This window comes from Massilia cellulosiltytica (assembly GCF_047325105.1).
Lineage (GTDB): Bacteria > Pseudomonadota > Gammaproteobacteria > Burkholderiales > Burkholderiaceae_D > Telluria > Telluria orientalis.
The window spans coordinates 2,943,642-2,966,702 of the sequence record NZ_CP168562.1 but is presented as its reverse complement, the minus strand read 5'-3'; the positions used below and the strand labels follow the sequence as shown (position 1 = coordinate 2,966,702).

Below are 23,061 nucleotides of genomic sequence, written 5' to 3'. Positions count from 1 at the left end.
GTCAGTGGAACACGCCGACGGCGAGTTCTGCCCACGCGAGGAGCAGCCCGACCGCAAGCAGGCCGCCGACCAGCACGCGGCCAGTCGGGCCCGCAATGCACCGCTTCGCCAGTACGTAAGCCAGGCCGGTTCCGGCCAGCAGCGCTCCGCCGACGAGAAAATCGCCGGCGCCCCAGTCGACCTCGTGCGTGAAGCGCATCGCCACGGCCGGCACGAGCAGGATGGCCAGCGTGGCCAGCAGCACCCGGCGCACCTCGCTGCGCACGGCGTCGACATTCGTCGTCATCATCGTCCACCTCCTCCGGTATCTACATCGGCAGGCGCGCGTCGCGCCGCAACATCTCCTGCAGCCCGTCCTGGGCGAGGGCCGGACTGAAATAATAGCCCTGCATCTGGTCGCAGTCGTGATCGCGCAGGAACGTCAGCTGCTCGATCGTCTCGACGCCTTCCGCGATCACCTGCAACTTGAGATTGTGGCCGAGCGCGATGATGGCGCGCGTGATGACTTCATGGCCGTCGTCCGGATCCGTGCCCCCGCCGAGGAACGACCGGTCGATCTTGATGCAGTCGACGGGGAATTTCTGCAGGTGGCTGAGGCTCGAGTAACCGGTCCCGAAATCGTCGATCGACAGGCGTACGCCCAGCAGCTTCAACTGGGCCAGCGCGTCGCGCGCTTCTTCGGGGTGGTCCATCAGCTGGCTCTCCGTCACTTCCAGCTCCAGGCGGTGCGCGGGGACGCCGTGCCGCGCCAGCGTGTCCGCCAGCCGGTTCACGAAGCGGCGCTGGCGCAGCTGGCGGGCGGACAGGTTCACCGCGATGACGAAGTCCTCGATGCCCACGGCGGCGAGCGCGTGCAGCGTGGCGCATGCCTCGTCCAGCACCCAGTCGCCCAGCGGGATGATCAGGCCCGTCTGCTCGGCGACGGGAATGAAGATGTCCGGCGCGATGATGCCGTCGACCGGATGCTGCCAGCGCACGAGCGCCTCGGCGCCCACCACCTTGCCCGTGCGCAGATCGACCTTCGGCTGGTAGCCGAGCACCAGTTCGCCGTTGCGGATCGCACGGCTCAGGCTCGCTTCCAGCAACAGGTGCTGGTGCACGACCTGGTTCAGTTCCTCCGAATAGAACTGCACGTTGTTGCGGCCGAGGGTCTTGGCGTGGTACATGGCGGCGTCGGCCGCGCGCATGACGGCGTCGACCGTGCGCCCGTCCTGCGGGAACAGGCTGACGCCGATGCTCGTGCCGGGCAGGATCTCCTTGCCCTCCACGACGACGGGCGCCGACACGCTCTGGCGCACCCGCTCGACGAGACAGGCCAACTGGGTGACGTCGGTCTGCTCGGCGATCACGAGGACGAATTCGTCGCCGCCCAGGCGCGCCACGGTGTCTTCCTCGCGCATGCTGTCGCGCAGGCGGGCCGCGACCTCGCGCAGGACGGCGTCGCCGGCTTCGTGGCCGAAGGTGTCGTTGATGTGCTTGAAGTTGTCGAGGTCGAGGAACGCGAGCGCTCCCTGGCGGCGATGGGACGACGCCGCATCGATCGCCGCCTTCAGTCGTTCCAGCAGCAGCGTGCGGTTGGCGAGACCGGTCAGCGCGTCATGGTGCGCGAGGTGCTGCAGCCGGCGCTCGTAATGGCGGGCTTCGGTGATATCGTTGATCACGCCGACGAAGTGCGACACCTCGCCCTCCATGCTGCCGACGGGATCGATACGCAAGTCGTTCCAGAAGATCTCGCCGTTCTTGCGCCGGTTGCGCAGGACGGCGCGCACGCTCTGCCGGCGCGCGACGGCGTCGTGGATGCGGTGCTGCTCGCCCACGTCGCAATCCTCGACGCGCATGAAGCGCGGATTGCGGCCCTTCACCTCGGCCAGCGTGTAGCCGGTGATCTGCTCGAACGCGGGATTCACGTACTCGATCACGTTGTCGGCGCCGTCCGCGCAGCACGTGATCACGATCGCATTCACGCTCGCGTACATGGCGCGCTCGCGCACGCGCAGGCCGCGCTCGGCTTCCTTGCGCGACGTGATGTCGAGGCCCGTGCCGAACACGACCGGCAGGTTGCCCAGGCTCGCACGCGAACAATGGAACAGGAAGGTCGTGCGCTTGCCGTGCTTGCCGACGAGGTCGGCCTCGTGGTACGACCTGCCGCGCTCGAAGGCGTCCAGGATCTTTTCCACGATCATCGCCTGGTCGCGCTCGTCGAAGAAATTCTTGACGTTAAACGTCGGCAACTCCTCGCTCGCCATCTCGAGCGCGTCTTCCAGCTGGTGGTTCCACAACAGCAGATGCCCGCTCTGGTCGATGACGTAGAACACGCACGGCAATTCCTCGATGATGTCGGCGATGGGCAGGTCCTGGATCAATGCGTAACGGGTCGGCGCCAGGCCGGCACGCGGCACGACGATGACGCTGTAGCCGCCGGGCTGGTCGGGATCGAGCGATTGCGGCGCCACCGTCACCCGCACCGGCACCCGGTGCCCGTCCGCGCAAATCAGTTCTCCCGTCGAATCCTGGTTGACGCGCTCGCCGATCCAGGTCACGGCCGCCGGGTCGTCGAAGGCGATGATCTGGTCGAGGCTGCAGTGACGGATGGCCGCCGCGCCATAGCCCGCCAGCTTTTCGCAGGCGCGGTTCCAGCTCGTGATCTTCCCTGCCGCGTCGACGACGAATACCGCGAGGGGTAAAGGCGAAAGGTTCACGAGCTCCTCCAGGGAACCGGCCGGGCGCGCATGCACGTTGCGTCCATTGGGAAAACATCATAGCGCAGTCACGTCCGAAGGGGCGCATATTTACATCGCATGCCGCCCGCGCCTCCCGGCGTGCTGGTGGCGAGGTTCTGGTGTGGGCGGCCGTACTGGTCGGTTAGTTGCATAATGGTTGGACAAGCCGGTCCGGCTTGCCGCACCGCCCGTCAGCGCGAGGCCGGCGCCGCCAAAGGGTCGACGCCCGCAGTTGGCGCAGCGGTGGCTGGCGCAGCTGCGGCTGCCGGTTCTTCCGGCACCGCGTCCCGCCGCCGCAGCGCATATCGGTTCAGCCCCGCCATGTGGATGCGGCACAGGTAGTCTTCCCAGTCGACGAGGCGCGCATCCACCGGATACAGCCGCCGCGCGTCCTCCCCGAAGCGCGCAGCCAGGGCCAGCAGGCCGGCGTTGTGGAACCGGTAGCGCGGATGCGCGTAGAAGGCGAACGTCAGCGCCAGCAGGCGCGTCGTGCGCAGCTTGTCCAGCGCGTGCGGGGCACCCGGCGCGCCCGCGAGGCGGCGCAGGCCATTCCACGCCGTCGCGCCGATGCCGAACGCGCCCATGAAAAACCGGAACGTGCCCTCCCCGACCGTGCGGAAATCGTGCTTCGGCTCGGCGTGGAACAGGCGGTCGTACTTGCGCCAGTTGCGTTTGGATTCCGCCTGCAGCAGCCGGATCAGTTCACCCAGCGCGAGCGGATTCGTCGAACCGCTGCAGCATTGGTAGATGCGCCGGCCGGGCCCGGCGGACAGCGCCTCCGCACCCGCCAGCACGATGGCGTTCGCCACGAGGTCGACGGGGATGACGTCGATGATGCCTTCGCGCCGCGCGGGGAAGAAGCTCGTCTTGCCGCGCGCATAGGCGAGGATGACGGCGTCCGCCACCTTCACGCCTTCGATCCAGCCGGGCGCCGGCTCGCGCAGCGTGCTTTCGATGATGGACGGCCGCACGATCGTCAACGCATGCCCGTGCATGGCCCGGAGGGCGACCTGCTCGCCGAGCCACTTGGTGAACGTGTAGGTGTCGTTCCAGCCGTGGCGCTGGGCGTGGGCGATGCCGAGGTCCGTCAGGCGCCGGCGCAGCCGTTCCGGATCCGCGCCGCCAGCCTTCGCCCGCAGCCGCTCGATCTTGCGCTGCAGGGAAGCGATCAGCGCGTCGACGTCGTACCAGCCGTCGCGATGGCGCGGCATGACGTCGCTTGCGCTACCTGCCGGCGCGACGACGGCCTCGCGCATCTCGCCGCGGTGGTAGCCGTTCACATAGCAGGTCGACACGTGCACGAGCGGCGCGCCCGCCACCCGCGCGAACGCCGTCACGTGGCGCAGGCTCAGCGTATTGATGGCGAGCGCTTCGTCGAGCGGCTCGCGGAAGTCGACGCTGGCGGCCGCGTTCACGACCACGTCCACGCCGCGCGCCAGCTCGGCGAAGCGCGCGGGCGCGAGGCCGAAGCCGGGCGCCGTGATCTCGCCCGTCACGCAGTCCACCCGCTCGGCGATAAAGCGTTCCAGCCAGGCGGGACGCACGGCGCGCAGGTGGTCGAACACGGACGAAGCCGCGACCTCGCGCTCGAAGCGCGCGCGGGCATCGCCGTGGCTGCCTGCGCGGATCAGCAGCACGATGCGCCCGACGTCGGGCACGGTGCGGATCAGCTTTTCCAGCAGGACCTTCGCGACGAAACCCGTCGCGCCCGTAAGCAGGATGCGCTTGCCGGCAAAGGCGTCGCGCACGTCCGGCAGCCCGTCGACTGCCTCGTTGATGGTGGTCGTCATGGGTGTCTCCATGGCCTAGATGATCCGCGTCAGGCGGAACATGGCCGTCATGGCGAGGGCGGGCAGCGCGTTCCGGTGGCAGCAATACGTCTTGTCGACCTGCCCCTGGAAGCGCGACTTAGCGAATTCCAGCCCCTTGAAGTTGTAGAGGAAGTCCATCCGCTCGCGGATCACGGACAACGTGGCGCGCAGCACGCGCGATTCCTGCGGCTCGACCTCGTCGGCCAGCATCAGCGGCGTCAGGCCCAGGTCCACGCACGGCACGCCTTCTTCCTGGAAGCGCGCGATCGCGTACGCCATCAGCGCATACCACAGGCCTTGCCGGAAGTTGGCGGACGAGCGCGAGATGTTCGGCACGTAGCCGGCCAGGCGGCCGTCGCGGTACAGCGGATCGAAGAACACGAAGCCGACGGCGTCGATGCCGCGGTAGGCGTAGAAGTAACGCGTGCCTTCGCGGTAGTCGACGATCATCGGCCGGATCAGGAAGCGGATCTCGTTGTTCTTGCAGCGGCGCGTGCGGAGCCACGCGTCGGAGATGCGGCGCACGTCGTGGTCGAAGCCGCCCTCGCGAATCTCGATGCCATCCGCGCGGGCGGCATTGATCGCCGTGCGGATGACCTGCTTGCGCGCGCCGCGAAGTGAAAATGTGGCGAGGTCCAGGCGCGACTCGCTGCCGAACTGCGTGCCGTAATAGCCGTGGCGGGCATGCAGGTGGTCGACGACGCCCTTGCCCACCTGGACGAAGACGGCGTCGGGATAGCGGTCGACGAAGGCGGTGAGCATCGCGTCGCGCAGGTGCGGCGGGCACACGGGCTCGCCCAGCGCGAAGCGCATGCCCCAGTACTTCGCGAAGGCGATGTAGCCGACGCCGGGCACTTCGAAATACGACATGCCCGGCTGCATGGTGCAGAACGACAGCGCGTGGCCGCCGTATTGGCGCAGTACGGCGGCACGCCTGGCCGTATCGTGATGGGACAGGTCGGCGGCGATGCGCCGCTCCAGCGCGACAGCGTGTTGGCTCATGTGGGCTCCGGTTGGATTGCAGGCACCCGTCGTTCCCGCGCACGCGGGAACCCATACTGAGCGTCCTGTTCAGCTCAGCATGGATCCCCGCTTTCGCGGGGACGACGGTGTTGGGTCTCAGGCCGGTTTCTGCCCGATGACCGACCAATAGCAATCGAGCAGCAGCAGCTTGTAGTGCTTCTGTTCGCCGACCTGCAGGCCGAACTTCTTCATCCACTCCGGATAGTTGTAGATGTTATGGAAGGCGTTTCCGGCGAATAGCCAGAAGAAGCCGACGGCCCCGTACCAGTACAGGGTCTTGACGACACGGCTGAACACGTTCCCGGTCGGGAACGAGAAATCGCCGACGACAATGTGGGCGCCCGGGCGGCCCAGGCGGATCAGGTGCGCGAGCACGCGCAGCATCATGTCCTGCTCGAACACGTTCAGGAAGAAGTTCGCGACGACCATGTCGTACTGCTCGAATTCTTCGACCAGCATGATGTCGCTGTGCACCTGGCGGATGCGCACGTCGACGATGCCTTCGCGTTCGAGATTGGCCTGGAATTTCTTCAGCATGGTGGCCGACAGATCGACCACGGTGACGTCGGCGCCGAGCCGCGCGGCGTGGACCGCGTCGCGGCCGTGGCCGACGCCGGCGAACAGCACCCTGTCGCCCGGACGCAGTTTGTCGAGCATGGCGACCTTGCAGCGGTGGATCGATTTGCCGCTGTAGAACGCGCTGAGCCAGTCGTAGATCGGCCCTACGAGCTTGTACTTGTCTCTCATGTTTGCCCTTCCGGTCTTTCCGACCGATATAAGTGTCTCCCCTGCCCCGTTCACGTTGCATGAACGTCAAGCCCCATTAGAGTAATGGAAAGCCCGCGCATTCCACGGCCCGGCGCCTTGTCCTTGCGAGCCAAAACACTGGCTTTGCGGGTCATGCGCGTAAAGACCATCGCTCAACGCGCTGATTGAATGGCGCCCGTCACCGCCCGTAAGTTGACACCCGGGAGCCGCCGAATCGATACTCGACGGGCATATTCCCACTGGACCCTTACGCCGCCACGAACGATGAAACTCTCCCTGCCGCTGTTCGCCCTCGCCGCCCTCGCCACCACTGCCCACGCAGCGGAGCGCCTGACCGTCACCGTCACCCACGATCTGGCCATCGCCCGGCCGGCGGAAACCATCGCCATCCCGTGGAAGAGCGTCAACGACGCGCTGCCGCATGCCGGCATCCAGCACATCGTCGTGAAGGACGGGGCCGGCCGCATACTGCCGCACCAGGTGACGAACGTGGCGCCGGAAGCGAAGGATCCGCAGAAGAACGGCGTCGCGTACGGCGAACTGCTGTTCCAGCACGACTTCGCGCCGGGCGAGAAGCGCGCCACGTTCACGGTCGAAAAGACGGACGCCGTCGTGCCCCCGTTCCCCACCAAGGTCTGGGCCCGCATCGTGCCGGAACGCCTCGACGACTTCGCGTGGGAGAACGACAAGGTGGCGCACCGCACCTACGGCCCCGCCCTCGCCGCCCCGGCGCCCGCCGGCTCCGACAAGGAAGTCCTGAAGACGAGCGGCCTCGATATCTGGTTCAAGCGGGTCCCGTACCCGATCGTCGACCGCTGGTACAACATCGGCCACGACCACTACCACCACGACGAGGGCGAAGGCATCGACATGTACAACGTCGGCACGACGCTGGGCGCCGGCGGCACGGGCATCTGGGCCGGCGGCAAGCTGGTCTCGGGCATCAACTTCACGCACTGGAAAGTGCTGGCCAACGGCCCCGTGCGCGCGATCTTCGAACTGACCTACGACGGCTGGGACGCCGCCGGCACCAGGGTGGCCGAGGTCAAGCGCTTCACCGTGGACGCGGGCCATTACTTCGACCGCATCGACAGCACCTTCACGTTCGCGGGCACCGGTCCGCTGCAGGCGGCCGTGGGCCTGAACAAGGAACCGGCCGACAAGGGCGAGGACGCCAAGTCCACGTTCACGGAAGACGCAAAATCGAAAGCCCTCGTCCAGTGGGTCGCGCAGAAGAAGAGCGGCGATTTCGGCGTGGCCGTGATCCTGCCGTCCGCCGGCAACCCGGCTTTCGGCACCGATGCGCGCAACGCGTTCATGCTGGCGCCAGTGACGTCCGGCCAGCCGCTGCGCTATTACGTGGGCGCCGCGTGGACGCGCGCCGGCGAAATCACCTCGCGCGAGCAGTGGCAGCGCACCGTGACGGATGAAGCGGCGCGCGTGGCCGCGCCCGTGCGCGTGAGCCTGTCGGCGCGCTGATGGACCGCCGCGACTTCTTCCGCGCCACCGCACGTGTCACCTCGGTGGCCGCGGCACTGCCGCTGGGCGGGACGGCGCGGGCGGCGGCCACGCCGGCGCAGCCACCCGACGGGGCGGCGCTGGGCTGGCTGGAAGGCGCACCCGCGTTCAGCGCCGGCACGACATTCGGCGTGCCGTGGCCGCGCGGCGCCGTCGGCAAGGACCAGCCATTCGTGGTCGACGGCGCCTCCGGCGACGTGCCCGCGCAAAGCTGGCCGCTGGCGGTCTGGCCTGACGGCTCGCTGAAATGGACGGCCCACGCGCTCGGCGCAAGCGTCCGCCCCGACGCCGCCCTGCGCGTGCGTCCGGGCGCGCCGCGCGCCCGCGCGCAACAGGCCGTCACCGTGCGCCGCGCGGCCGGGGGCTTCGTCGCAGGCACGGGCGTCGTCGAATGCGCCGTGCCGTCACGCGGCCCCGTGCTCGTGACGGCCATCCGCCGCGCCGGCCGCGACATCGCGCGCGACGTCCGCCTCGTCGCGCTGCGCGACGACCAGCCGGAAGGCAGCACGCGCCGCAGCGAATTCGTGAGCGAAGTCGAGCAAGTGACGCTCGAGCAGGAAGGCCCGGTGCGCAGCGTGATCAGGCTGGAAGGCCGGCACCGCGACAAGACCCGCGCCTGGCTCCCGTTCACCGTCCGGCTCTACCTGTACGCGGGCGCCGAGTCGATCCGCATCATGCACACGTTCGTGTTCGACGGCGACGAGCGGCAAGACTTCATCCGCGGCATCGGCCTCACGTTCGACGTGCCGTTGCGCGACGCGCTGCACGACCGCCACGTGCGCTTCGCCGGCGAGGACGGCGGCCTGTGGGCCGAGGGCGTGCGCAACCTGACCGGCCTGCGGCGCGACCCGGGCGCCGACGTGCGCCGCGCCCAGCTCGCGGGCGAACGCTGCCCGCCCGTGGCCGACAAGGTCGCGCCGTTGCTGCACCTCGTGCCGGCGTGGGGCGACGTGTCGCTGGCGCAGCTGTCGGCCGACAGCTTCCGCATCCGCAAGCGCACGAAGGCCGGATGCGGCTGGGTCGATTCGGCCTGGGGCCGGCGCGCGCCCGGTACCGGCTATGTGGGCGGCGTGTCCGGCGGCGTCGCGTTCGGCCTGCGCGACTTCTGGCAGCGCCACCCGACGCAGCTGGACATCCGCGACGCCCACACGGACACGGCGCGCGCCACCGTCTGGATGTGGTCCCCGGAAGCGCCCGCGATGGACCTGCGTTTCTACCACGACGGCATGGGCATGGACACGCATGCCGAGGAGCTGCAGGGCCTGGAGATCACGTACGAGGATTACGAGAAAGGCTTCGGCACGCCGGTCGGCGTCGCGCGCAGCAGCGAGATCACGCTGTGGGCGTTCGAGGCGACGCCGCCGCGCGCCCGCCTGGTGGAGATCGCGCAGGCGGTGCAGACGCCGCCGCAGCTCGTGCCCGCACCCGCGCACATCCTCGCGACGCAGGTGTTCGGCACCCTGTGGTCGCTGCCGGACCGCAGCACGCCGGCGCGCGCTGCGATCGAAGACCAGCTGGACGCGCGCTTCGATTTCTACCGCAAGGAAGTCGAGCAGCGCCGCTGGTACGGCTTCTGGGACTACGGCGACATCCGCCACACCTACGACGCCGACCGCCACGACTGGCGCTACGACGTGGGCGGCTTCGCGTGGGACAATTCGGAACTGTCGCCCGACCTGTGGCTGTGGTACTCGTTCCTGCGCACGGGCCGCGCCGACATCTTCCGCATGGGCGAGGCGATGGTGCGGCACACGAGCGAAGTCGATACTTACCACCTGGGCCGTTTCGCGGGGCTCGGCTCGCGCCACAACGTGCAGCACTGGGGCTGCAGCGCCAAGCAGGTGCGCATCAGCACGGCCGTCTACCGGCGCTTTTATTACTACCTGACGGGGGACGAGCGCACCGGCGACATCATGCGCGAGGTGCTCGATGCGGACCGCAGGCTGGACGACGTCGATCCGGTCCGCAAGCTCGCGAACCAGCCGCCCAAGGGGCCTTACCCGGCGCGGATCAGCTTCGGCACGGACTGGGCATCGCTCGTGGCGAACTGGCTGACCGAGTGGGAGCGCACCGGCAGCGCGCGCTACCGCGACAAGATCGTCACCGGCATGCGCGACATCGCCGCCATGCCGCACGGCTTCTTCAACGGCGACCGCATGGGCTACGAGCCGGACACGGGCCGGCTGCACAACATGATCGGCACCGACGTGAAGGCCCTGCACCTGAACGCCGTGTTCGGCGCCGTCGAGATCTTCGACGAGCTGATACGCCTGACGGGCGACACGGCCTTCGAGCGGGCGTGGCTCGACTACTGCGAACTGTTCAACGCGCCGGTCGACGAGCAGCGCCGCCGCCTCGGCGCGCCGCACGGGGCCACGCATGCGCTGTACGTCGGCCACTCGCGCCTGACCGCGTACGCGGCCTGGAAGCGCAAGGACCCCAGGCTGGCGCAGCGCGCGTGGCGGGAGTTCGCGGGCGAAGTCAGGCAGCGTCCGTTCCGTACCGTACGCGTGGCCGGGCCGGACGTGTTGCATCCCGTCGACGAAGTGCCGTGGGTGAGCACGAACGAGACGGCGCAATGGGGCCTCGCCGCCATCCAGAACCTGGCGCTGATCGGCGACGCGCTGCCCCGTAACCAGGAGACCTGACATGCATCGTTTCCTCGTCATTGCCGCGGCGCTCGTCGCCGGGCACGCATCCGCCGCGACCTGGTACGTGGCACCGACCGGCAGCGACACCGCGGCCGGCACCCTGGCCGCCCCATGGCAATCGTTCGCGCACGCGCAGGCCGTGGCGCAGCCGGGCGACACCGTATATTTCCGCGGCGGCCGCTACGCCTACACGAAGGCCACCGCGGCGTGCGCGTCGCGCCGCGCGACCGTGTCCGCCATCGTCCTCGACAAGAGCGGCACGGAACAGCAGCCGATCCGCTACTGGGCGTATCCGGGCGAGACGCCGGTGTTCGATTTCTCGGGCATGAAGGACGATTGCCGCGTCAAGGGCATCGAAGTCGTCGCCGACTGGATCCAGCTGAAAGGCCTGGAGATCACGGGCGCGCCGCAGCAGCCGGACAACCGGCTGAACCACGAATCGTGGGGCGTGTGGGTCGATGCGAACCACGACGTGTTCGAGCAGCTGAACCTGCACCACAACATGGGCCCGGGCCTGTTCATCAAGGACGGCGGCTGGAACCTCGTACTGAACAGCGATTCGCACCACAACTACGATCCGTACACATCGAACGGCGCGGGCCAGAGCGCGGACGGCTTCGGCGCCCACGTGAGCGCGGGCCATCCGGGCAATGTGTTCCGCGGCTGCCGCGCGTGGGCGAACACGGACGACGGCTTCGACCTGATCAACGCGTACTCGCCGGTGACCATCGAATACTCGTGGGCGTGGCAGCACGGCTACCTGCCGGGCACGCACACGCCGCTCGCGGCGGGGAACGGCAACGGCATCAAGGCGGGCGGCTATGGCGGCAAATATGTGCCGAACGGCGTGAAGCACGTCGTGCGGTTTTCCGTCGCCTTCGACAACAAGGTGTCGGGTTTTTATGCCAACCATCATCCCATCGCGCTGGACTTCTTCGGCAATACGGCTTTTGGAAATGTTATCGATTACAATATGCTCGGCGTGGCCCCTGACGGCGGTCCCGTCTACCTGGGCACCCTGCGCAACAACCTCGCCTACCCGGCGGGTGCGGCGCTGAAGGTGGAAGGCGCGGACAGCGCGGCCAACTCCTGGGATCTGCACCTTGCGTTGAAGCCGTCCGACTTCGACAGCGTGGCGCCCACCGGCTGGGACGCGCCGCGCAAGCCGGACGGCAGCCTGCCGGACCTGCCCATGTTCCACCCGTCTGCCGCCAGCGCCGTCATCGACCGCGGCGTCGACGTGGGCCTGCCCTTCCGCGGCAAGGCACCGGACCTGGGCGCGTTCGAGCGCTGAATAGAACCACAGGAAGACCATGAACCCATCGATCCGCGGGGCGATCAGCGCCCTGCTTCTCGCCGCCTGCGCGGCCAACGGCCATGCCGCAGAGTGGAAATTCGCCTTCGGCCCCGGCAAGGCGCCGGCCGGCTACACGCCCGTCGACGCGGTCTACAGCACCGCGCGCGGCTACGGCCTCGAGCCGGGCGGCCGGCCCGACGGCGTCCATCCCTATTATTTTTCCGTCGACCTCCCGGAAGGGAATTACACGGTCACCGTCACGCTGGGCGACGACAAGGCCGCGACCACGACGACGGTGAAATCCGAACTGCGCCGCCTGATGCTGGAAAACGTGGCGACCCGGCCGGGCGAAACCGTCACGAAGACGTTCACCGTCAACGTGCGCACGCCCAGGATCCCGAGCGGCGGCGAGGTGAAACTGAAAGCGCCACGCGAAACCGTCGAGGAAGCGTGGAACTGGGACCCGCGCCTTACGCTGGAAATCAACGGCGCGCATCCGGCCGTCCGCACGATCGCCATCGCGCCGGCGCACGTGCCGACCCTGTACCTGCTGGGCGATTCGACCGTCTGCGACCAGCCGGCGGAACCGTACAACAGCTGGGGCCAGATGCTGCCGCGCTTCTTCAAGCCCGGCATCGCCGTCGCCAACCACGGCGAATCGGGCGAGACCTACCGCGACTCGCTCGCGCGCCGCCGGCTGGACAAGATCGTGAGCAGCATGCAGCCGGGCGACACGCTCCTCATGCAGTTCGGCCACAACGACCAGAAGCAGATCAAGGATGGCAAGGGCGGCCCGTTCACGACGTACAAGGCCGAGATCAAGGCCCACGTGGACGCCGTCCGCGCGCACGGCGGCCTGCCCGTGATCGTGTCGTCGATGGAGCGGCGCGGCTTCGACGCCGACGGCCATGTGATCCCGTCGCTGAAGGACTACGCCGAGGCCGCTCGCCAGTCGGCGCAGGAATTGAACGTGCCGTTCATCGACCTGAACGCGATGAGCAAAGTCTTTTACGAGGCGCTGGGTCCGGAAGGCTCGAAGGCCGCATTCGCGGCGCTCGCGCCGGGCCGCCTGGACAACACGCACCACGACAGCTACGGCAGCTACGAGCTGGCGAAGGCCGTCGTGCTGGGCCTGCGCCAGGCGCGCGTACCGGCGGCCGGTTTCATCGTCGACGATTTCGCGTTCGATCCCGCCCATCCCGATCCGGTCGCGGCGTTTGCCGTACCGCCGAGTCCCCATCACACCGTAGAGCGCCCGCTGGGCGACGAGGAGCATAAATGAAACGCCGCACCGTACTGACGGCCCTCGGCGTGGCTGCACTGAGCGGCTGCGCGGGCATCAAACCGGCAACGCAACAGGACGCCTACGTATTCGCCTACTTCATCGACAACGGCCAGGACGGCCTGCACCTGGCCGGGAGCGTCGACGGCTACCGCTGGGAAGCGCTGAACGGCGGCCGCAGCTACGTGGCGCCCACGGTCGGGAAGGCGAAGCTGATGCGCGACCCGTGCATCGTGCGCGGTCCGGACGGGATCTACCACATGGTGTGGACGAGCGGCTGGAACGAGACGGGCATCGGCTACGCGTCGTCGCCGGACCTCGTCCACTGGTCGCCGCAACGCGAGCTGCCCGTGATGGCGCACGAGCCGACGACCCTGAACGCGTGGGCGCCGGAGATCGCGTGGGACGAGAAGCGCGGCGAATACCTGATCTTCTGGTCGTCGACGATCCCGGGCCGGTTCGCGGCATCCGAAGCGGCCGGCGACGACGCCGGCGCCAACAAATACAACCACCGCATCTACGCGACGACGACGCGCGACTTCGCCACGTTCACGCCCACCCGCCTGTTCTACGATCCGGGCTTTTCCGTCATCGACGCGACGTTCCTGCGCACGCACCGCGGCGACTGGCTGCTCGTGAAGGACGAGACCCGCCACCCGCCCCGCAAATACCTGCAGCTGGCGCGCGCCGCCGGCCTGCAGGGGCCGTTCGAACCGCTGGGCGCGCCGATCTCGCCCGCCGGCCTGTGGACCGAGGGCCCGACGGCGCTGCAGGTGGGCGACGACGTCATCGTGTACTACGACGCCTACACGACGAAGCACTACGGCGCGCTGCGCTCGCGCGACCTCGTGCACTGGGAAGACGTGACCGCGCAGATGCACTTCCCCGACGAAGGCACGGCGCGGCGCATGCGCCACGGGACGGCGCTGCAGGTACCGGCGGATGTGCTTGCGGCGCTGCGCCGGCCATGACGCCGCCCGGCGTCCCGTCCTACAGTCTCGATTGAGGGGAGGCAACGGTGCGCGGGAACCGTAGACAATAGAGTAATCTCGGTCGCTCCAGTGTCGTGATCCCGGAGGCGGACCGTGTCCCTTGACTCAGCAAAACCCGATCAGGAAAAACAGGAGCTCGTGCGGGTTCCCGTGGTCCATGAGGAGGCGTGGGTCGAGAAACGGATCGTCGACACGGGTCGCGGCGTACGCATCCACAAGACTGTCGCCGAAACCCCTTGCCGGATCGACGAACGCCTGCTGCGCGACGACGTCGAGGTCCACCATGTGCCGGTGGACCGCATCGTCCCGCTCGACCAGGCGCCCGCGACCCGCTACGAAGGGGATACGCTCGTGGTACCGATTCTCGAGGAAGTGCTGGTCGTCGAACGGCGGCTGCGCATCAAGGAAGAGCTCCACATCACGCGCACCCGCCGCGAAGAACACCACGTCGACACGGTCATGCTCAAGTCCGAGCAGGTCAGCGTCGAGCGCTTCGACGAGCACGGCGACACCTCACCCACGTGACATTCACCGGAGGACGCATCATGCAACATACTCTCGTAGCGGTGTTCGACAACCGCAGCGATGCCCAGAACGCGATGGACGAACTGCTGGCATCGGGCTTCACCCGCGACAACGTCTATGTCTCCAGCGCCGACCTGTCCGGCACCACGACGACGGCCGGCGCGACGCTCGGCGCGACCCACGAGGAAGGCGTGGGCGCCTCGATCAAGCACTTCTTCGAAAACCTGTTCGGCTCGGACCACGACGAACATGCGACCCGCTATTCCACCGCAGTCGCGGGCGGCCAGCACGTGCTGACCCTGACCACGTCGTCGGAACCGGAGGTGGAACGCGCCGCCGACGTGATCGAACGCTTCGGCCCGATCGACATCGACGAGCGCCACGACCTGGCGGGCAACGCCGCATCGCTGGGCACGAGCGCCTACCAGCCGCAGACGTCGCCGTCGCTGGCCGCCGGCTCGATGCAGTCGGGCACACAGGGCGGCAACCTGTCCGGCAGCCTGTCCGACTCGACCTCGCGTTCCGACTCGCTGCAGCGCGAGACGGCCGTCGACCGGACCACCGGCAAGGCCGCGATCCCGGTCGTGCAGGAAGAAGTCCGGGTCGGCAAGCGCCAGGTCGAACGGGGCGGCGTGCGCGTGTTCTCGCGCCTGGTCGAGACGCCCGTGAACGAGACGGTGTCGCTGCGCGAGGAGCACGTCAGCGTGGAACGCCGTCCGGTCGACCAGCCGCTCGACCCGGCCGACGTCGCCGCGCTCAAGGACCAGACGATCGAACTGCGCGAAACGGCAGAGGAAGCCATCGTGCAGAAATCCGCGCGCGTGGTCGAGGAAGTCGTCGTCGGCAAGGAAGTCAGCCAGCGCCAGCAGAACATCAAGGACACCGTGCGCCACACGGAAGTCGAGGTGCAGCCGCTGCAGGGCAGCGCGTCCGACGACGACACTTACTACCGCAACGACTGGCAGACGAATTACGCCAGCCTGGGCGGCACCTACGACGACTATGCGCCGGCCTACCGCTACGGCAACGAGATGCGGCGCGACGCCCGCTACCAGGGCCGCAACTGGGACGACGTGGAATCCGACCTGCGCAGCGACTGGGATACCCGCTACGGCGGCAGCGGCTCGTCCACGTGGGAACGCATGAAGGCGGCCGTGCGCTCGGGCTGGAACCGCATGACGTCGTAAGCGTCAAGGGCGCGGCGCGGCATGCCGCGCGTCACGCCAGGACGGCCCGCGCCGGAAACAGGGAACCGTGCGCGGCGATGCCCGCCAGCGCGCCGTCCGCCACCGCGAGCGCCACGTTGCCGGCGGGCCGGGCCAGGTCGCCGCAGCAGAACACGCCCGGCACGCTGCTCGCTTTCTGCGCATCGGTCGCGACGTAAGGCCCCATCGGGCCGGCTACCAGCGCGCAGCCCAGCTGCCCGGCCAGCGGGCTCGCGATGTGCGTGCGGGTCGCGACGAACAGTCCCGCCAGCGGCAACCGGCGCCCGTCCTGCAGCACCACGTCGGCCCGGCCCTCGATGCGTGCGACCGGCGTGCGCTCGACGGTCACGCCGCGCCGGGCCAATGCCGCCAGATGATCCGGCCGCGGTTCGAACGCGCCGTTCAGCAGCAGGGTGACCTGGCCCCAGTCGGGCAGCATCAGCGCCTGGTGCAGCGACGTCTCGCCCGCCGCGAGCACGCCAATGGCGCCTTCATCCAGTTCGTAGCCATGGCAGTACGGGCAGTGGAACACGCTCGTGCCCCAGCGTTCCTCCAGGCCGTCCACGGCCGGCAGCGTGTCGGCGACGCCGGTGGCGAGGATCAGCCGGCGGCCCCGCACGGTGCCCCCATCCGGCAGCGCGACGTCGAAACCGTCGCCGTCGATGCGCGCCGCCACCGCCGTCTCGTTCGCCCACGCGACGTTCGGGTAGGCGCGCAACTGGGCGCGGCCCTGCGCGGCGATGGCCGCCCCTTCCGCGCCATCCTGCGTGAGGAAGCCGTGCGAGCGGTCCGCGTGGCGGTTGCGGCGCCGGCCGGCGTCGATGACGAGCACGCGCCGACGCGCCCGCGCAAGCTGCATGGCCGCCGACAGGCCGGCGTAACTGCCGCCCACGACGATCACGTCGAATGCGGACTCATTCTGATGGGTGTGCATGATGGACTCCTCCTTCGGGATACTGCGCGTTGAAGCGCTCGGACAGTTCCGCCAGCGTGACCTGCGCGAAGCGCGCGAGCAGCAGCGCCTCGGCTTCGGCGAGCGCGTCGCCGAGCGACTGGTTGACGACCTTTTCCACGAGACAGCCGGGCTGCTCGACACGGTTGCCGATCGCGAAGACGGTCGGCGACCCCACCGCTTCGTACACGTCGCGCAAGGTCACGCGCCGCAGGTCGGCGGTGACGGCCCAGCCGCCGCCATGTCCCTTCTCCGACGCGACGTAGCCGCGTTCGCGCAGCCCCGCCAGCGTGCGGCGCACGAGCACGGGATTCGTGTGCAGGAAGCCCGCCAGCTCTTCCGACGTCAGCGGACGGTCGCTGTGGGCCATGTGCAGCAGCAGGTGCAGGATCGAGGAAAGTTTGCTGTCGGTTCTCATGTAACTTATGATAGTACAAAACGGGTCGGCGTGCACGCTACAATGCCGCATGTCTTCGAACTCCCCTTCTTTCGACGCCATCGTGGCCGGGACCGGCCCCGGCGGCGCCTGCGTCGCGCGCGAGCTCGCGCGGGCCGGCGCACGCGTGCTGATGGTGGAAACCGGCGGCGCCGCACCGCTCGCGGGCACGCTGGCGCAGATGGCCGGCATGGCCGCCGTGCCCGGCAAGGGCGCGTTCCTGCACCGCGACCTGTCGCTGCTCGTGCGTGCGCTGACGACCGGCGGCACGTCGACCATCAATTTCGCCACCGCCGCGCCGCCGCCCGCCGCCATGTTCGCCAGGCACGGCATCGACCTGGCCCCGGCGCTGGCCGCCTGGCGCGCGGAACTGCCGATGGCGCCGCTGCCGGACGATCTCGTGGGGCCGATGGCCGCGCGCATCGCCGCGGGCGCCCGCGCGCAAGGGCTCGCGTGGCGCAAGCTGGACAAGATGATCCGCCCGGCCGCGTGCCGCACCGGATGCTGGCGCTGCGTCTACGGGTGCCCGTTCGGGGCGAAGTGGTCGGCCCGCGAACTGGTCGACGACGCCTGCAGGCACGCCGCGCGACTGGTCACCGATGCGCACGTCACGCGCGTGCTGGTGGAAGATGGCCGCGCCGTGGGCGTCGAAGCGAAAGTCGGCGGGCGGATGGAGACGTTCCGCGGCGGCCTCGTCGTGCTCGCTGCGGGCGGCATCGGCAGCCCGCGCATCCTGCGTACCTCGGGCCTGCTGGCCGGGCCCGTGCCGTTCTTCAGCGACCCCGTCGTGGCCGTGATGGGCACGGTGGACGGCATCGAAGGCGGCGGCGCCGAGGTGCCGATGGCGGCCGGGCATTACGCGCCGGAGGCCGGCATCAGCCTGGCCGACCTCACGCTGCCCCGCCCCATGTACCAGGCATTCGCGGCGCAGGCGGGCCGGGTCGACCGGTTGTTGGCACACGCCCGCACGCTGACGGTCATGGTCAAGATCCGCGACGAGATCAAGGGCAACGTCGGCCCGCGCTGGGTCGACAAGACGCTGGCGCCGGACGACCGGCGCCGCTTCGATGCCGGGATCGCGCAGGCGCGCGGCATCCTGGAAGCCGCCGGCGCGCGGCACATCTTCGCCAGCCACCACTTCGCGGCGCATCCGGGCGGCACGGTGCGCATCGGACACGCGCTGGACGCGGACCTCGCGACGGCGACGCCCGGCCTGTACGTGTGCGATGCGTCCGCCATCCCCGAACCGTGGGGCCTGCCGCCCACCCTCACCCTGCTGTGCCTGGGCTGGCGGCTGGGCCGTCACCTGGCGCGGGTCAGCGCTTCACGGGCAGCGTCGCCGTCAGCTTGATGTCGGCCGACGACTCGCCCACCATCAGCTTCACGGGCACCGGCTCGACCTCGAACCGGCCCGCCTGCGTGTTCCAGTACGCGAGGCGCTGCGCCGCGAGCGGGATGCGCACCGTGCGCGTCTCGCCCGGCTTCACGTTCACGCGCCGGAAGCCGACCAGCGCCTGACGCGGCCGCTCGACCTGAGACTTCGGCCACGCGGCGTACAGCTCGACGACGCTGTCGCCCGCCACCTTGCCCGTGTTGGTCACGTCCACGTCGACGTCGACCGTGCCGTCGGCCGCCAGCGCGGGCGCGCTCGTGCGCAGCTTCCCATACTTGAAGGTCGTATAGGACAGCCCGTGCCCGAACGGGAACAGCGGCTGGCCCTTGAAGTACATATAGGTGCGGCCGTGGCGGATGTCGTAGTCCATCATCGGCGGCAGCTGCGATTCCGCCGCCGGCCACGTCGCCACGAGCTTGCCGCCGGGGTTGTAGTCGCCGAACAGCACCTGCGCCAGCGCCGAGCCCTGGTCCTGCGAAGCATGCGCCATCTGCACGATCGCGGGCACGTGCTCCTTTGCCCAGCCGATCGTGTACGGGAAGCTCGACACGAGCACCATCACCGTGCGCGGATTCGCCGCCACCACCTGTTTTACCAGGCCTTCCTGCGCGAGCGCCAGGGTCTCGCGGTCGCGCCCCTCGCGGCCGTCGCCCGGGTCGGCGCAGGGCTTGGTGCCGGCGTCGGTCCACTCGTGCGCCATGTTCGGGCCGCAGGTCGGGTCGTTGCCGACGACGACGATGGCCACGTCCGCGTCGCGCGCCGCCTTCACGGCTGCGTCGTTCGCATTGTCCGGCGCGTAGTCGACCTTCACGCCCGGCCCGACGGCCGCCTTGATGCCGGCCAGCGCCGTCACCGTGTACGGCGCGGTACCGCCATACCAGTCCCAGTGCACGCTGTCCGCATGCGGCCCGATCACGGCGATGCGCTTGACGCGCGACTTCGCGAGCGGCAGCGCGCGGCCGTCGTTCTTCATCAGGACGATGGATTCCAGCGCCATCTTCAACGACACCGCCTTGTGCGCCGCGCTGTCCCACGGCGCCGGCCCGTCCTTGATCGCGGCATACGGATTGCCGGCCGGCGGGTCGATCAGGCCCAGTTTGATCGTGGTGCGGAACTTGCGCGCGAGCGCCTCGTCGAGATCGGCCACCGTGATGGTGCCCTCCTTCAGCGCGGCGCGCAGCTCGTCCTGGTATTTGTCGAGGTACTGGTTGATGCCGGCCTTCAGGGCCGCGACGGCCGCCGCCTTCTGGTCCGGATACCGTTTATACAGTTTCACCAGGTTGCCGATGGCGCCGCCGTCGCTCGAGATCACGTCCGCGTTCCACTTCCCGATCACGAGGCTGCGCAGAACCGGGTGCACGCCCATCGGCGTCCCGTTCCACGCGTTGTACGACGCCATCAGGGCGCGCGCCCCGCCGTCCTCGAACGCCATGCGGAACGACGCCGCATAGTATTCGTGGAACTGGCGGTCGTCGAAATCGGACGTCGAGTTGCCGCGGCCGTTCTCGTTGCTGTTGGCGAGGAAGTGCTTGAGGAGCGCCGCGCCGCGCCAGTATGTCGGGTCGTCCCCCTGGATGCCGCGCGTGAACGCCGTCGCCATCGTCCCGACGAGGAATGCGTCCTCGCCATAGACTTCCTCGCTGCGGCCCCAGCGCGGATCGCGCGCGAGATCGGCCTGCGGGCCCCATTGCATCAGCATCGGGTGCCTGTACTTGCTGCTTTGCGTGATGTAGCGGGCTTCCGTCGACTGCACGGCGCCGGCCTGGCGCACGAGCTCCGGGTCCCAGCTCGCGCCCATGCCGGGCGGCTGCGGGAATTGCGTCGTCGGAATGGGCTCGCGCTGGCGCTTCGATTCGCCCCGCTGCACGAGGCCGTGGATGCCTTCCGTGCTGCCGAAGCTGGGGATGCCGAGGCGCGCGACGCCGGAATCGGTCGACAGTGCGGCGATCTTTTCGTCGGGCGTCATCAGCGCCAGGATGTTGGCGATGCGTTGTTGCGGGGCCAGGTTCGGGTCCTGGAACGGGTAGGTCGCCGCGTGGGCGGTCCCGGCGCACAGTGCGGCGGCGAGGGCCACGGCGCGGAGGATGTTCGTCTGCATGCTGTCTCCTTGTGTAAACGTTTTTTGTTAGCGCGAACATCCAAATCATACCGCGGATTGAAACCGTTTTCACAACACTGGGCGGCAAGTTCGTGTCCGGCGTTAAAAGTTTCTTGCGCGCCGTAAAGACATCAGTACAATCGATGTGCATACAAACATGGAGACAGCATGACTTATGAACGCATCGTGGTCCTCGGCGGCGGCACGGCCGGCTGGATGGCCGCGACGGCCCTCGCGACGGGCCTGAAGGGCACGACGGTGGAACTGGTGGAATCGGAGGACATCGGCACGGTCGGCGTCGGCGAAGCGACGTTCCCTTCGATCCGCAACTACCACCAGATCCTCGGCATCCCCGAAGCGGACTTCCTGCGCGCGACGAACGGCACGTACAAGCTGGGCATCCGGTTCCGCGACTGGCGCGTGAAGGGCGAGGACTATTACCACACGTTCGGCGATTTCGGCATGCTGAACGGGCCCGAGTCGCTGTGGGGCCAGTACCGCCGGCATCCGCGCGCCAACCTGCCCACGTTCGGCGAGCAATGCCTGCCGACCGTGATGGCGATGAACGACCGCTTCTGCGCGCCCGGCAAGGACGCCGCGAATTTCAACTACGCCTACCACTTCGACGCGAACCTGTACGCCCGCTTCCTGCGCGACATCGCGCTGAAGCGCGGCGTGCGCCGCACCGAGGGCAAGGTCGTCGACGTGGCGCGCCGGCCGGACGGCGGCATCGCGTCGCTGAAGCTGGACGACGACCGCGTCGTCAAGGGCGACCTGTTCATCGACTGTTCCGGGTTCGCGTCGCTGCTGCTGGGCCGCACACTGGGCGAACCGTTCGTCGACTTTTCGCACTGGCTACCCGTGGACCGGGCATGGGCCGTGCCGTCCGCCCCCGTGGGCGACAACCTGACGCCGTACACGCGCGCGACGGCGCTGGACGCCGGCTGGGCATGGCGCATTCCCCTGCAGGACCGCACGGGCAACGGCCACGTGTTTTCGACCCGCTTCATCGACGAAGAAAAGGCCCGCGACCAGTTGCTGCAGCAGCTCGACGGCGAAGCGCTGGCGGAGCCGCGCCTGCTGCGCTTCACGACGGGGCACCGCGCGAAATTCTGGTCGCACAACGTCGTCGGCATCGGCCTCGCGACGGGCTTCCTTGAACCGCTCGAATCGACCAGCATCTACCTGGTGCAAGTGGGCGTCGGCCGTTTGATGACCCTCCTGCAGCGGGGCGGCCCCGTCGCGCCCGAGCTCGTCGACGCGTACAACACGGGCCTCACGCGCCAGTTCGAACGCATCCGCGACTTCATCCTGATGCACTACTGCCTGACCGCGCGCCGCGACACCCCGTTCTGGCAAGCCATGGCGGCCGCGGAGCTGCCCGAGACGCTGGCCTACAAGCTGCACGCATGGCGCGAAACGGGCGTGCTGCACCAGTACGACGAGGAAGGCTTCGACGGCCACAGCTGGCTCGCGATCCACGCGGGCATGCAGAACTGGCCGGCGCGCAGCGATCCGACCCTCAAGCTGATTCCCGAGGAACAGTCGCTCGACTGGGTGCGCGAGCGCGCGACCCAGCTTGCGACGGCTGTCGCGACGGTGCCGACGCATCGGGAGTATCTGGCAAAAATCCTGGGTCGCTAACGTGTAAATGTCGTTCCCGCCATGCTGGACCACGGAATCCGGTACATTCGACGGACCGGCTTCGCGAACCCGGTATGGGTTCCCGCGTTCGCGGGAACGACGGTCAGGCCGCGGCCAGCTTCTCCATCCACGCACACAACATATCCGCCAGCCCATCCGCGTACGCCACGATCTCCCCCTCCGTCCGCGGCCGCTCCGAAAACTGCTTGCCGACCGCCGACAGCGTATCGGTGAGCAGATCCGCCGCCAGCGCCCGCGTGGCGTCCGGCGCCCCCGGCAGCGCCTCCGCCAGGTACGTCCGCACGGCCTCTTCCCCCGACTGCCGCACCGCGCGCGCCTCGGGCGCATCGCGGTACAGCGGCGCCGCGTCGTTCAGCGCCACGCGCATCGCCGCCTCCTCGCATTCCGACCGCACGAATGCGTGCACCAGTGACCGCAACCGGTCCAGCGGCGGCCGCGCCGTGTCCGCGAGGATGGCGGACAGCATGGCCGTCGTGCGGCGCCATTCGTCGCTCTGCAGGCGGAACAGGATCGCGGCCTTGTTCGGGAAGTACTGGTACAGCGACCCGACGCTGACGCCCGCCTTTTCCGCCACGCGCGACGTCGTGAAGCGCTGCGCCCCCTCCGCCGCCAGAACCTGAACAGCCGCCTCCAGCACGGCCGCCACGAGCTCATTGGAGCGGGCCTGTTTCGGCGCCTTGCGAGAGGCGATCTGGGGGCGGCGGCGTTCGGTCATCGGGGGCGTT

General features: G+C 68.8%; 18 protein-coding genes. 9 read left to right on the top strand and 9 right to left on the bottom strand.

Translation table 11 applies throughout. From position 1 onward, the window contains the following. Position 1: 1 nt before the first annotated feature. The 5 genes from ACEN9H_RS12970 to ACEN9H_RS12950 all read right to left on the bottom strand — a co-directional run bounded on the left by ACEN9H_RS12970 (position 2) and on the right by ACEN9H_RS12950 (position 6,301). On the bottom strand, positions 2-289 hold the full coding sequence (locus ACEN9H_RS12970; RefSeq protein WP_413675080.1) for a hypothetical protein: 288 nt from the start codon (positions 287-289) through the stop codon (positions 2-4). A gap of 19 nt (positions 290-308) precedes the next feature. After that, positions 309-2,699, bottom strand: coding sequence for an EAL domain-containing protein (locus ACEN9H_RS12965; RefSeq protein WP_413675079.1), 2,391 nt, complete (start codon positions 2,697-2,699; stop codon positions 309-311). A 212-nt stretch (positions 2,700-2,911) separates the two neighbouring features. After that, entirely contained in the window at positions 2,912-4,510 is a 1,599-nt protein-coding gene (locus ACEN9H_RS12960; RefSeq protein ID WP_413675078.1) for an SDR family oxidoreductase, read from the bottom strand. A 15-nt stretch (positions 4,511-4,525) separates the two neighbouring features. Further along, the gene (locus ACEN9H_RS12955; protein ID WP_413675077.1) at positions 4,526-5,533 is read right to left on the bottom strand and encodes a DUF2156 domain-containing protein; all 1,008 of its coding nucleotides are present in this window, start codon (positions 5,531-5,533) and stop codon (positions 4,526-4,528) included. Positions 5,534-5,650: 117 nt separating this feature from the next. Next, positions 5,651-6,301 carry a class I SAM-dependent methyltransferase gene (locus tag ACEN9H_RS12950; RefSeq protein ID WP_056125579.1) on the bottom strand — a complete coding sequence of 217 codons (651 nt, stop codon included), beginning with the start codon at positions 6,299-6,301 and terminating at the stop codon, positions 5,651-5,653. Between the two features lie 285 nt (positions 6,302-6,586). On the opposite strand from ACEN9H_RS12950, the gene ACEN9H_RS12945 reads away from it, so the two are divergent. From ACEN9H_RS12945 to ACEN9H_RS12915, 7 genes are all read left to right on the top strand, one after another. Next, positions 6,587-7,801: a DUF4861 family protein gene (locus ACEN9H_RS12945; protein ID WP_413675076.1), complete on the top strand. Its 1,215-nt coding sequence runs from the start codon at positions 6,587-6,589 to the stop codon at positions 7,799-7,801. Continuing rightward, on the top strand, positions 7,801-10,488 hold the full coding sequence (locus ACEN9H_RS12940) for a Tat pathway signal sequence domain protein (protein WP_413675075.1): 2,688 nt from the start codon (positions 7,801-7,803) through the stop codon (positions 10,486-10,488). Before ACEN9H_RS12945 ends, ACEN9H_RS12940 begins: the two co-directional genes overlap by 1 nt. A gap of 1 nt (position 10,489) precedes the next feature. Continuing rightward, positions 10,490-11,785: a right-handed parallel beta-helix repeat-containing protein gene (locus tag ACEN9H_RS12935; protein WP_413675074.1), complete on the top strand. Its 1,296-nt coding sequence runs from the start codon at positions 10,490-10,492 to the stop codon at positions 11,783-11,785. 19 nt (positions 11,786-11,804) lie between these two features. Beyond that, on the top strand, positions 11,805-13,070 hold the full coding sequence (locus tag ACEN9H_RS12930) for a rhamnogalacturonan acetylesterase (RefSeq protein WP_413675073.1): 1,266 nt from the start codon (positions 11,805-11,807) through the stop codon (positions 13,068-13,070). Then, a complete protein-coding gene (locus tag ACEN9H_RS12925) occupies positions 13,067-14,041 on the top strand; it encodes a family 43 glycosylhydrolase (RefSeq protein WP_413675072.1) in 975 nt (324 codons plus the stop codon). The genes ACEN9H_RS12930 and ACEN9H_RS12925 overlap by 4 nt, the downstream gene beginning before the upstream one ends. A gap of 114 nt (positions 14,042-14,155) precedes the next feature. Beyond that, on the top strand, positions 14,156-14,587 hold the full coding sequence (locus ACEN9H_RS12920) for a YsnF/AvaK domain-containing protein (RefSeq protein ID WP_413675071.1): 432 nt from the start codon (positions 14,156-14,158) through the stop codon (positions 14,585-14,587). A gap of 20 nt (positions 14,588-14,607) precedes the next feature. Beyond that, on the top strand, positions 14,608-15,774 hold the full coding sequence (locus ACEN9H_RS12915; protein ID WP_413675070.1) for a DUF2382 domain-containing protein: 1,167 nt from the start codon (positions 14,608-14,610) through the stop codon (positions 15,772-15,774). Positions 15,775-15,805: 31 nt separating this feature from the next. Here the strand turns inward: ACEN9H_RS12915 and ACEN9H_RS12910 are convergent, their stop codons facing one another. Next, positions 15,806-16,726 (bottom strand): NAD(P)/FAD-dependent oxidoreductase, encoded by a 921-nt coding sequence (locus tag ACEN9H_RS12910; RefSeq protein ID WP_413675069.1) that lies wholly within the window; start codon positions 16,724-16,726, stop codon positions 15,806-15,808. Next, positions 16,707-17,162 (bottom strand): Rrf2 family transcriptional regulator, encoded by a 456-nt coding sequence (locus tag ACEN9H_RS12905; RefSeq protein ID WP_371769220.1) that lies wholly within the window; start codon positions 17,160-17,162, stop codon positions 16,707-16,709. Before ACEN9H_RS12905 ends, ACEN9H_RS12910 begins: the two co-directional genes overlap by 20 nt. Positions 17,163-17,211: 49 nt before the next feature. Between ACEN9H_RS12905 and ACEN9H_RS12900 the strand changes: the two genes are divergently transcribed. Then, the gene (locus ACEN9H_RS12900; protein ID WP_413675068.1) at positions 17,212-18,531 is read left to right on the top strand and encodes a GMC family oxidoreductase N-terminal domain-containing protein; all 1,320 of its coding nucleotides are present in this window, start codon (positions 17,212-17,214) and stop codon (positions 18,529-18,531) included. Here the strand turns inward: ACEN9H_RS12900 and ACEN9H_RS12895 are convergent. Next, entirely contained in the window at positions 18,497-20,671 is a 2,175-nt protein-coding gene (locus tag ACEN9H_RS12895) for a glycoside hydrolase family 3 C-terminal domain-containing protein (RefSeq protein WP_413675067.1), read from the bottom strand. The two genes, ACEN9H_RS12900 and ACEN9H_RS12895, sit on opposite strands and share 35 nt — an antisense overlap. 168 nt (positions 20,672-20,839) lie before the next feature. Between ACEN9H_RS12895 and ACEN9H_RS12890 the strand changes: the two genes are divergently transcribed. Further along, on the top strand, positions 20,840-22,315 hold the full coding sequence (locus ACEN9H_RS12890) for a tryptophan halogenase family protein (RefSeq protein WP_413675066.1): 1,476 nt from the start codon (positions 20,840-20,842) through the stop codon (positions 22,313-22,315). Positions 22,316-22,418: 103 nt separating this feature from the next. Here ACEN9H_RS12890 and ACEN9H_RS12885 read toward each other — a convergent pair whose 3' ends face one another. After that, a complete protein-coding gene (locus ACEN9H_RS12885; RefSeq protein ID WP_413675065.1) occupies positions 22,419-22,973 on the bottom strand; it encodes a TetR family transcriptional regulator in 555 nt (184 codons plus the stop codon). Positions 22,974-23,061 lie beyond the last annotated feature (88 nt).

Coding starts and splice junctions, on each gene's coding strand:
- ACEN9H_RS12925 (WP_413675072.1), top strand. CDS start 13,067: ATGAAACGCCGCACCGTACTGACGGCCCTCGGCGTGGCTGCACTGAGC.
- ACEN9H_RS12945 (WP_413675076.1), top strand. CDS start 6,587: ATGAAACTCTCCCTGCCGCTGTTCGCCCTCGCCGCCCTCGCCACCACT.
- ACEN9H_RS12900 (WP_413675068.1), top strand. CDS start 17,212: ATGTCTTCGAACTCCCCTTCTTTCGACGCCATCGTGGCCGGGACCGGC.
- ACEN9H_RS12895 (WP_413675067.1), bottom strand. CDS start 20,671: ATGCAGACGAACATCCTCCGCGCCGTGGCCCTCGCCGCCGCACTGTGC.
- ACEN9H_RS12915 (WP_413675070.1), top strand. CDS start 14,608: ATGCAACATACTCTCGTAGCGGTGTTCGACAACCGCAGCGATGCCCAG.
- ACEN9H_RS12970 (WP_413675080.1), bottom strand. CDS start 289: ATGATGACGACGAATGTCGACGCCGTGCGCAGCGAGGTGCGCCGGGTG.
- ACEN9H_RS12940 (WP_413675075.1), top strand. CDS start 7,801: ATGGACCGCCGCGACTTCTTCCGCGCCACCGCACGTGTCACCTCGGTG.
- ACEN9H_RS12890 (WP_413675066.1), top strand. CDS start 20,840: ATGACTTATGAACGCATCGTGGTCCTCGGCGGCGGCACGGCCGGCTGG.
- ACEN9H_RS12955 (WP_413675077.1), bottom strand. CDS start 5,533: ATGAGCCAACACGCTGTCGCGCTGGAGCGGCGCATCGCCGCCGACCTG.
- ACEN9H_RS12950 (WP_056125579.1), bottom strand. CDS start 6,301: ATGAGAGACAAGTACAAGCTCGTAGGGCCGATCTACGACTGGCTCAGC.
- ACEN9H_RS12960 (WP_413675078.1), bottom strand. CDS start 4,510: ATGACGACCACCATCAACGAGGCAGTCGACGGGCTGCCGGACGTGCGC.
- ACEN9H_RS12910 (WP_413675069.1), bottom strand. CDS start 16,726: ATGCACACCCATCAGAATGAGTCCGCATTCGACGTGATCGTCGTGGGC.
- ACEN9H_RS12905 (WP_371769220.1), bottom strand. CDS start 17,162: ATGAGAACCGACAGCAAACTTTCCTCGATCCTGCACCTGCTGCTGCAC.
- ACEN9H_RS12935 (WP_413675074.1), top strand. CDS start 10,490: ATGCATCGTTTCCTCGTCATTGCCGCGGCGCTCGTCGCCGGGCACGCA.
- ACEN9H_RS12930 (WP_413675073.1), top strand. CDS start 11,805: ATGAACCCATCGATCCGCGGGGCGATCAGCGCCCTGCTTCTCGCCGCC.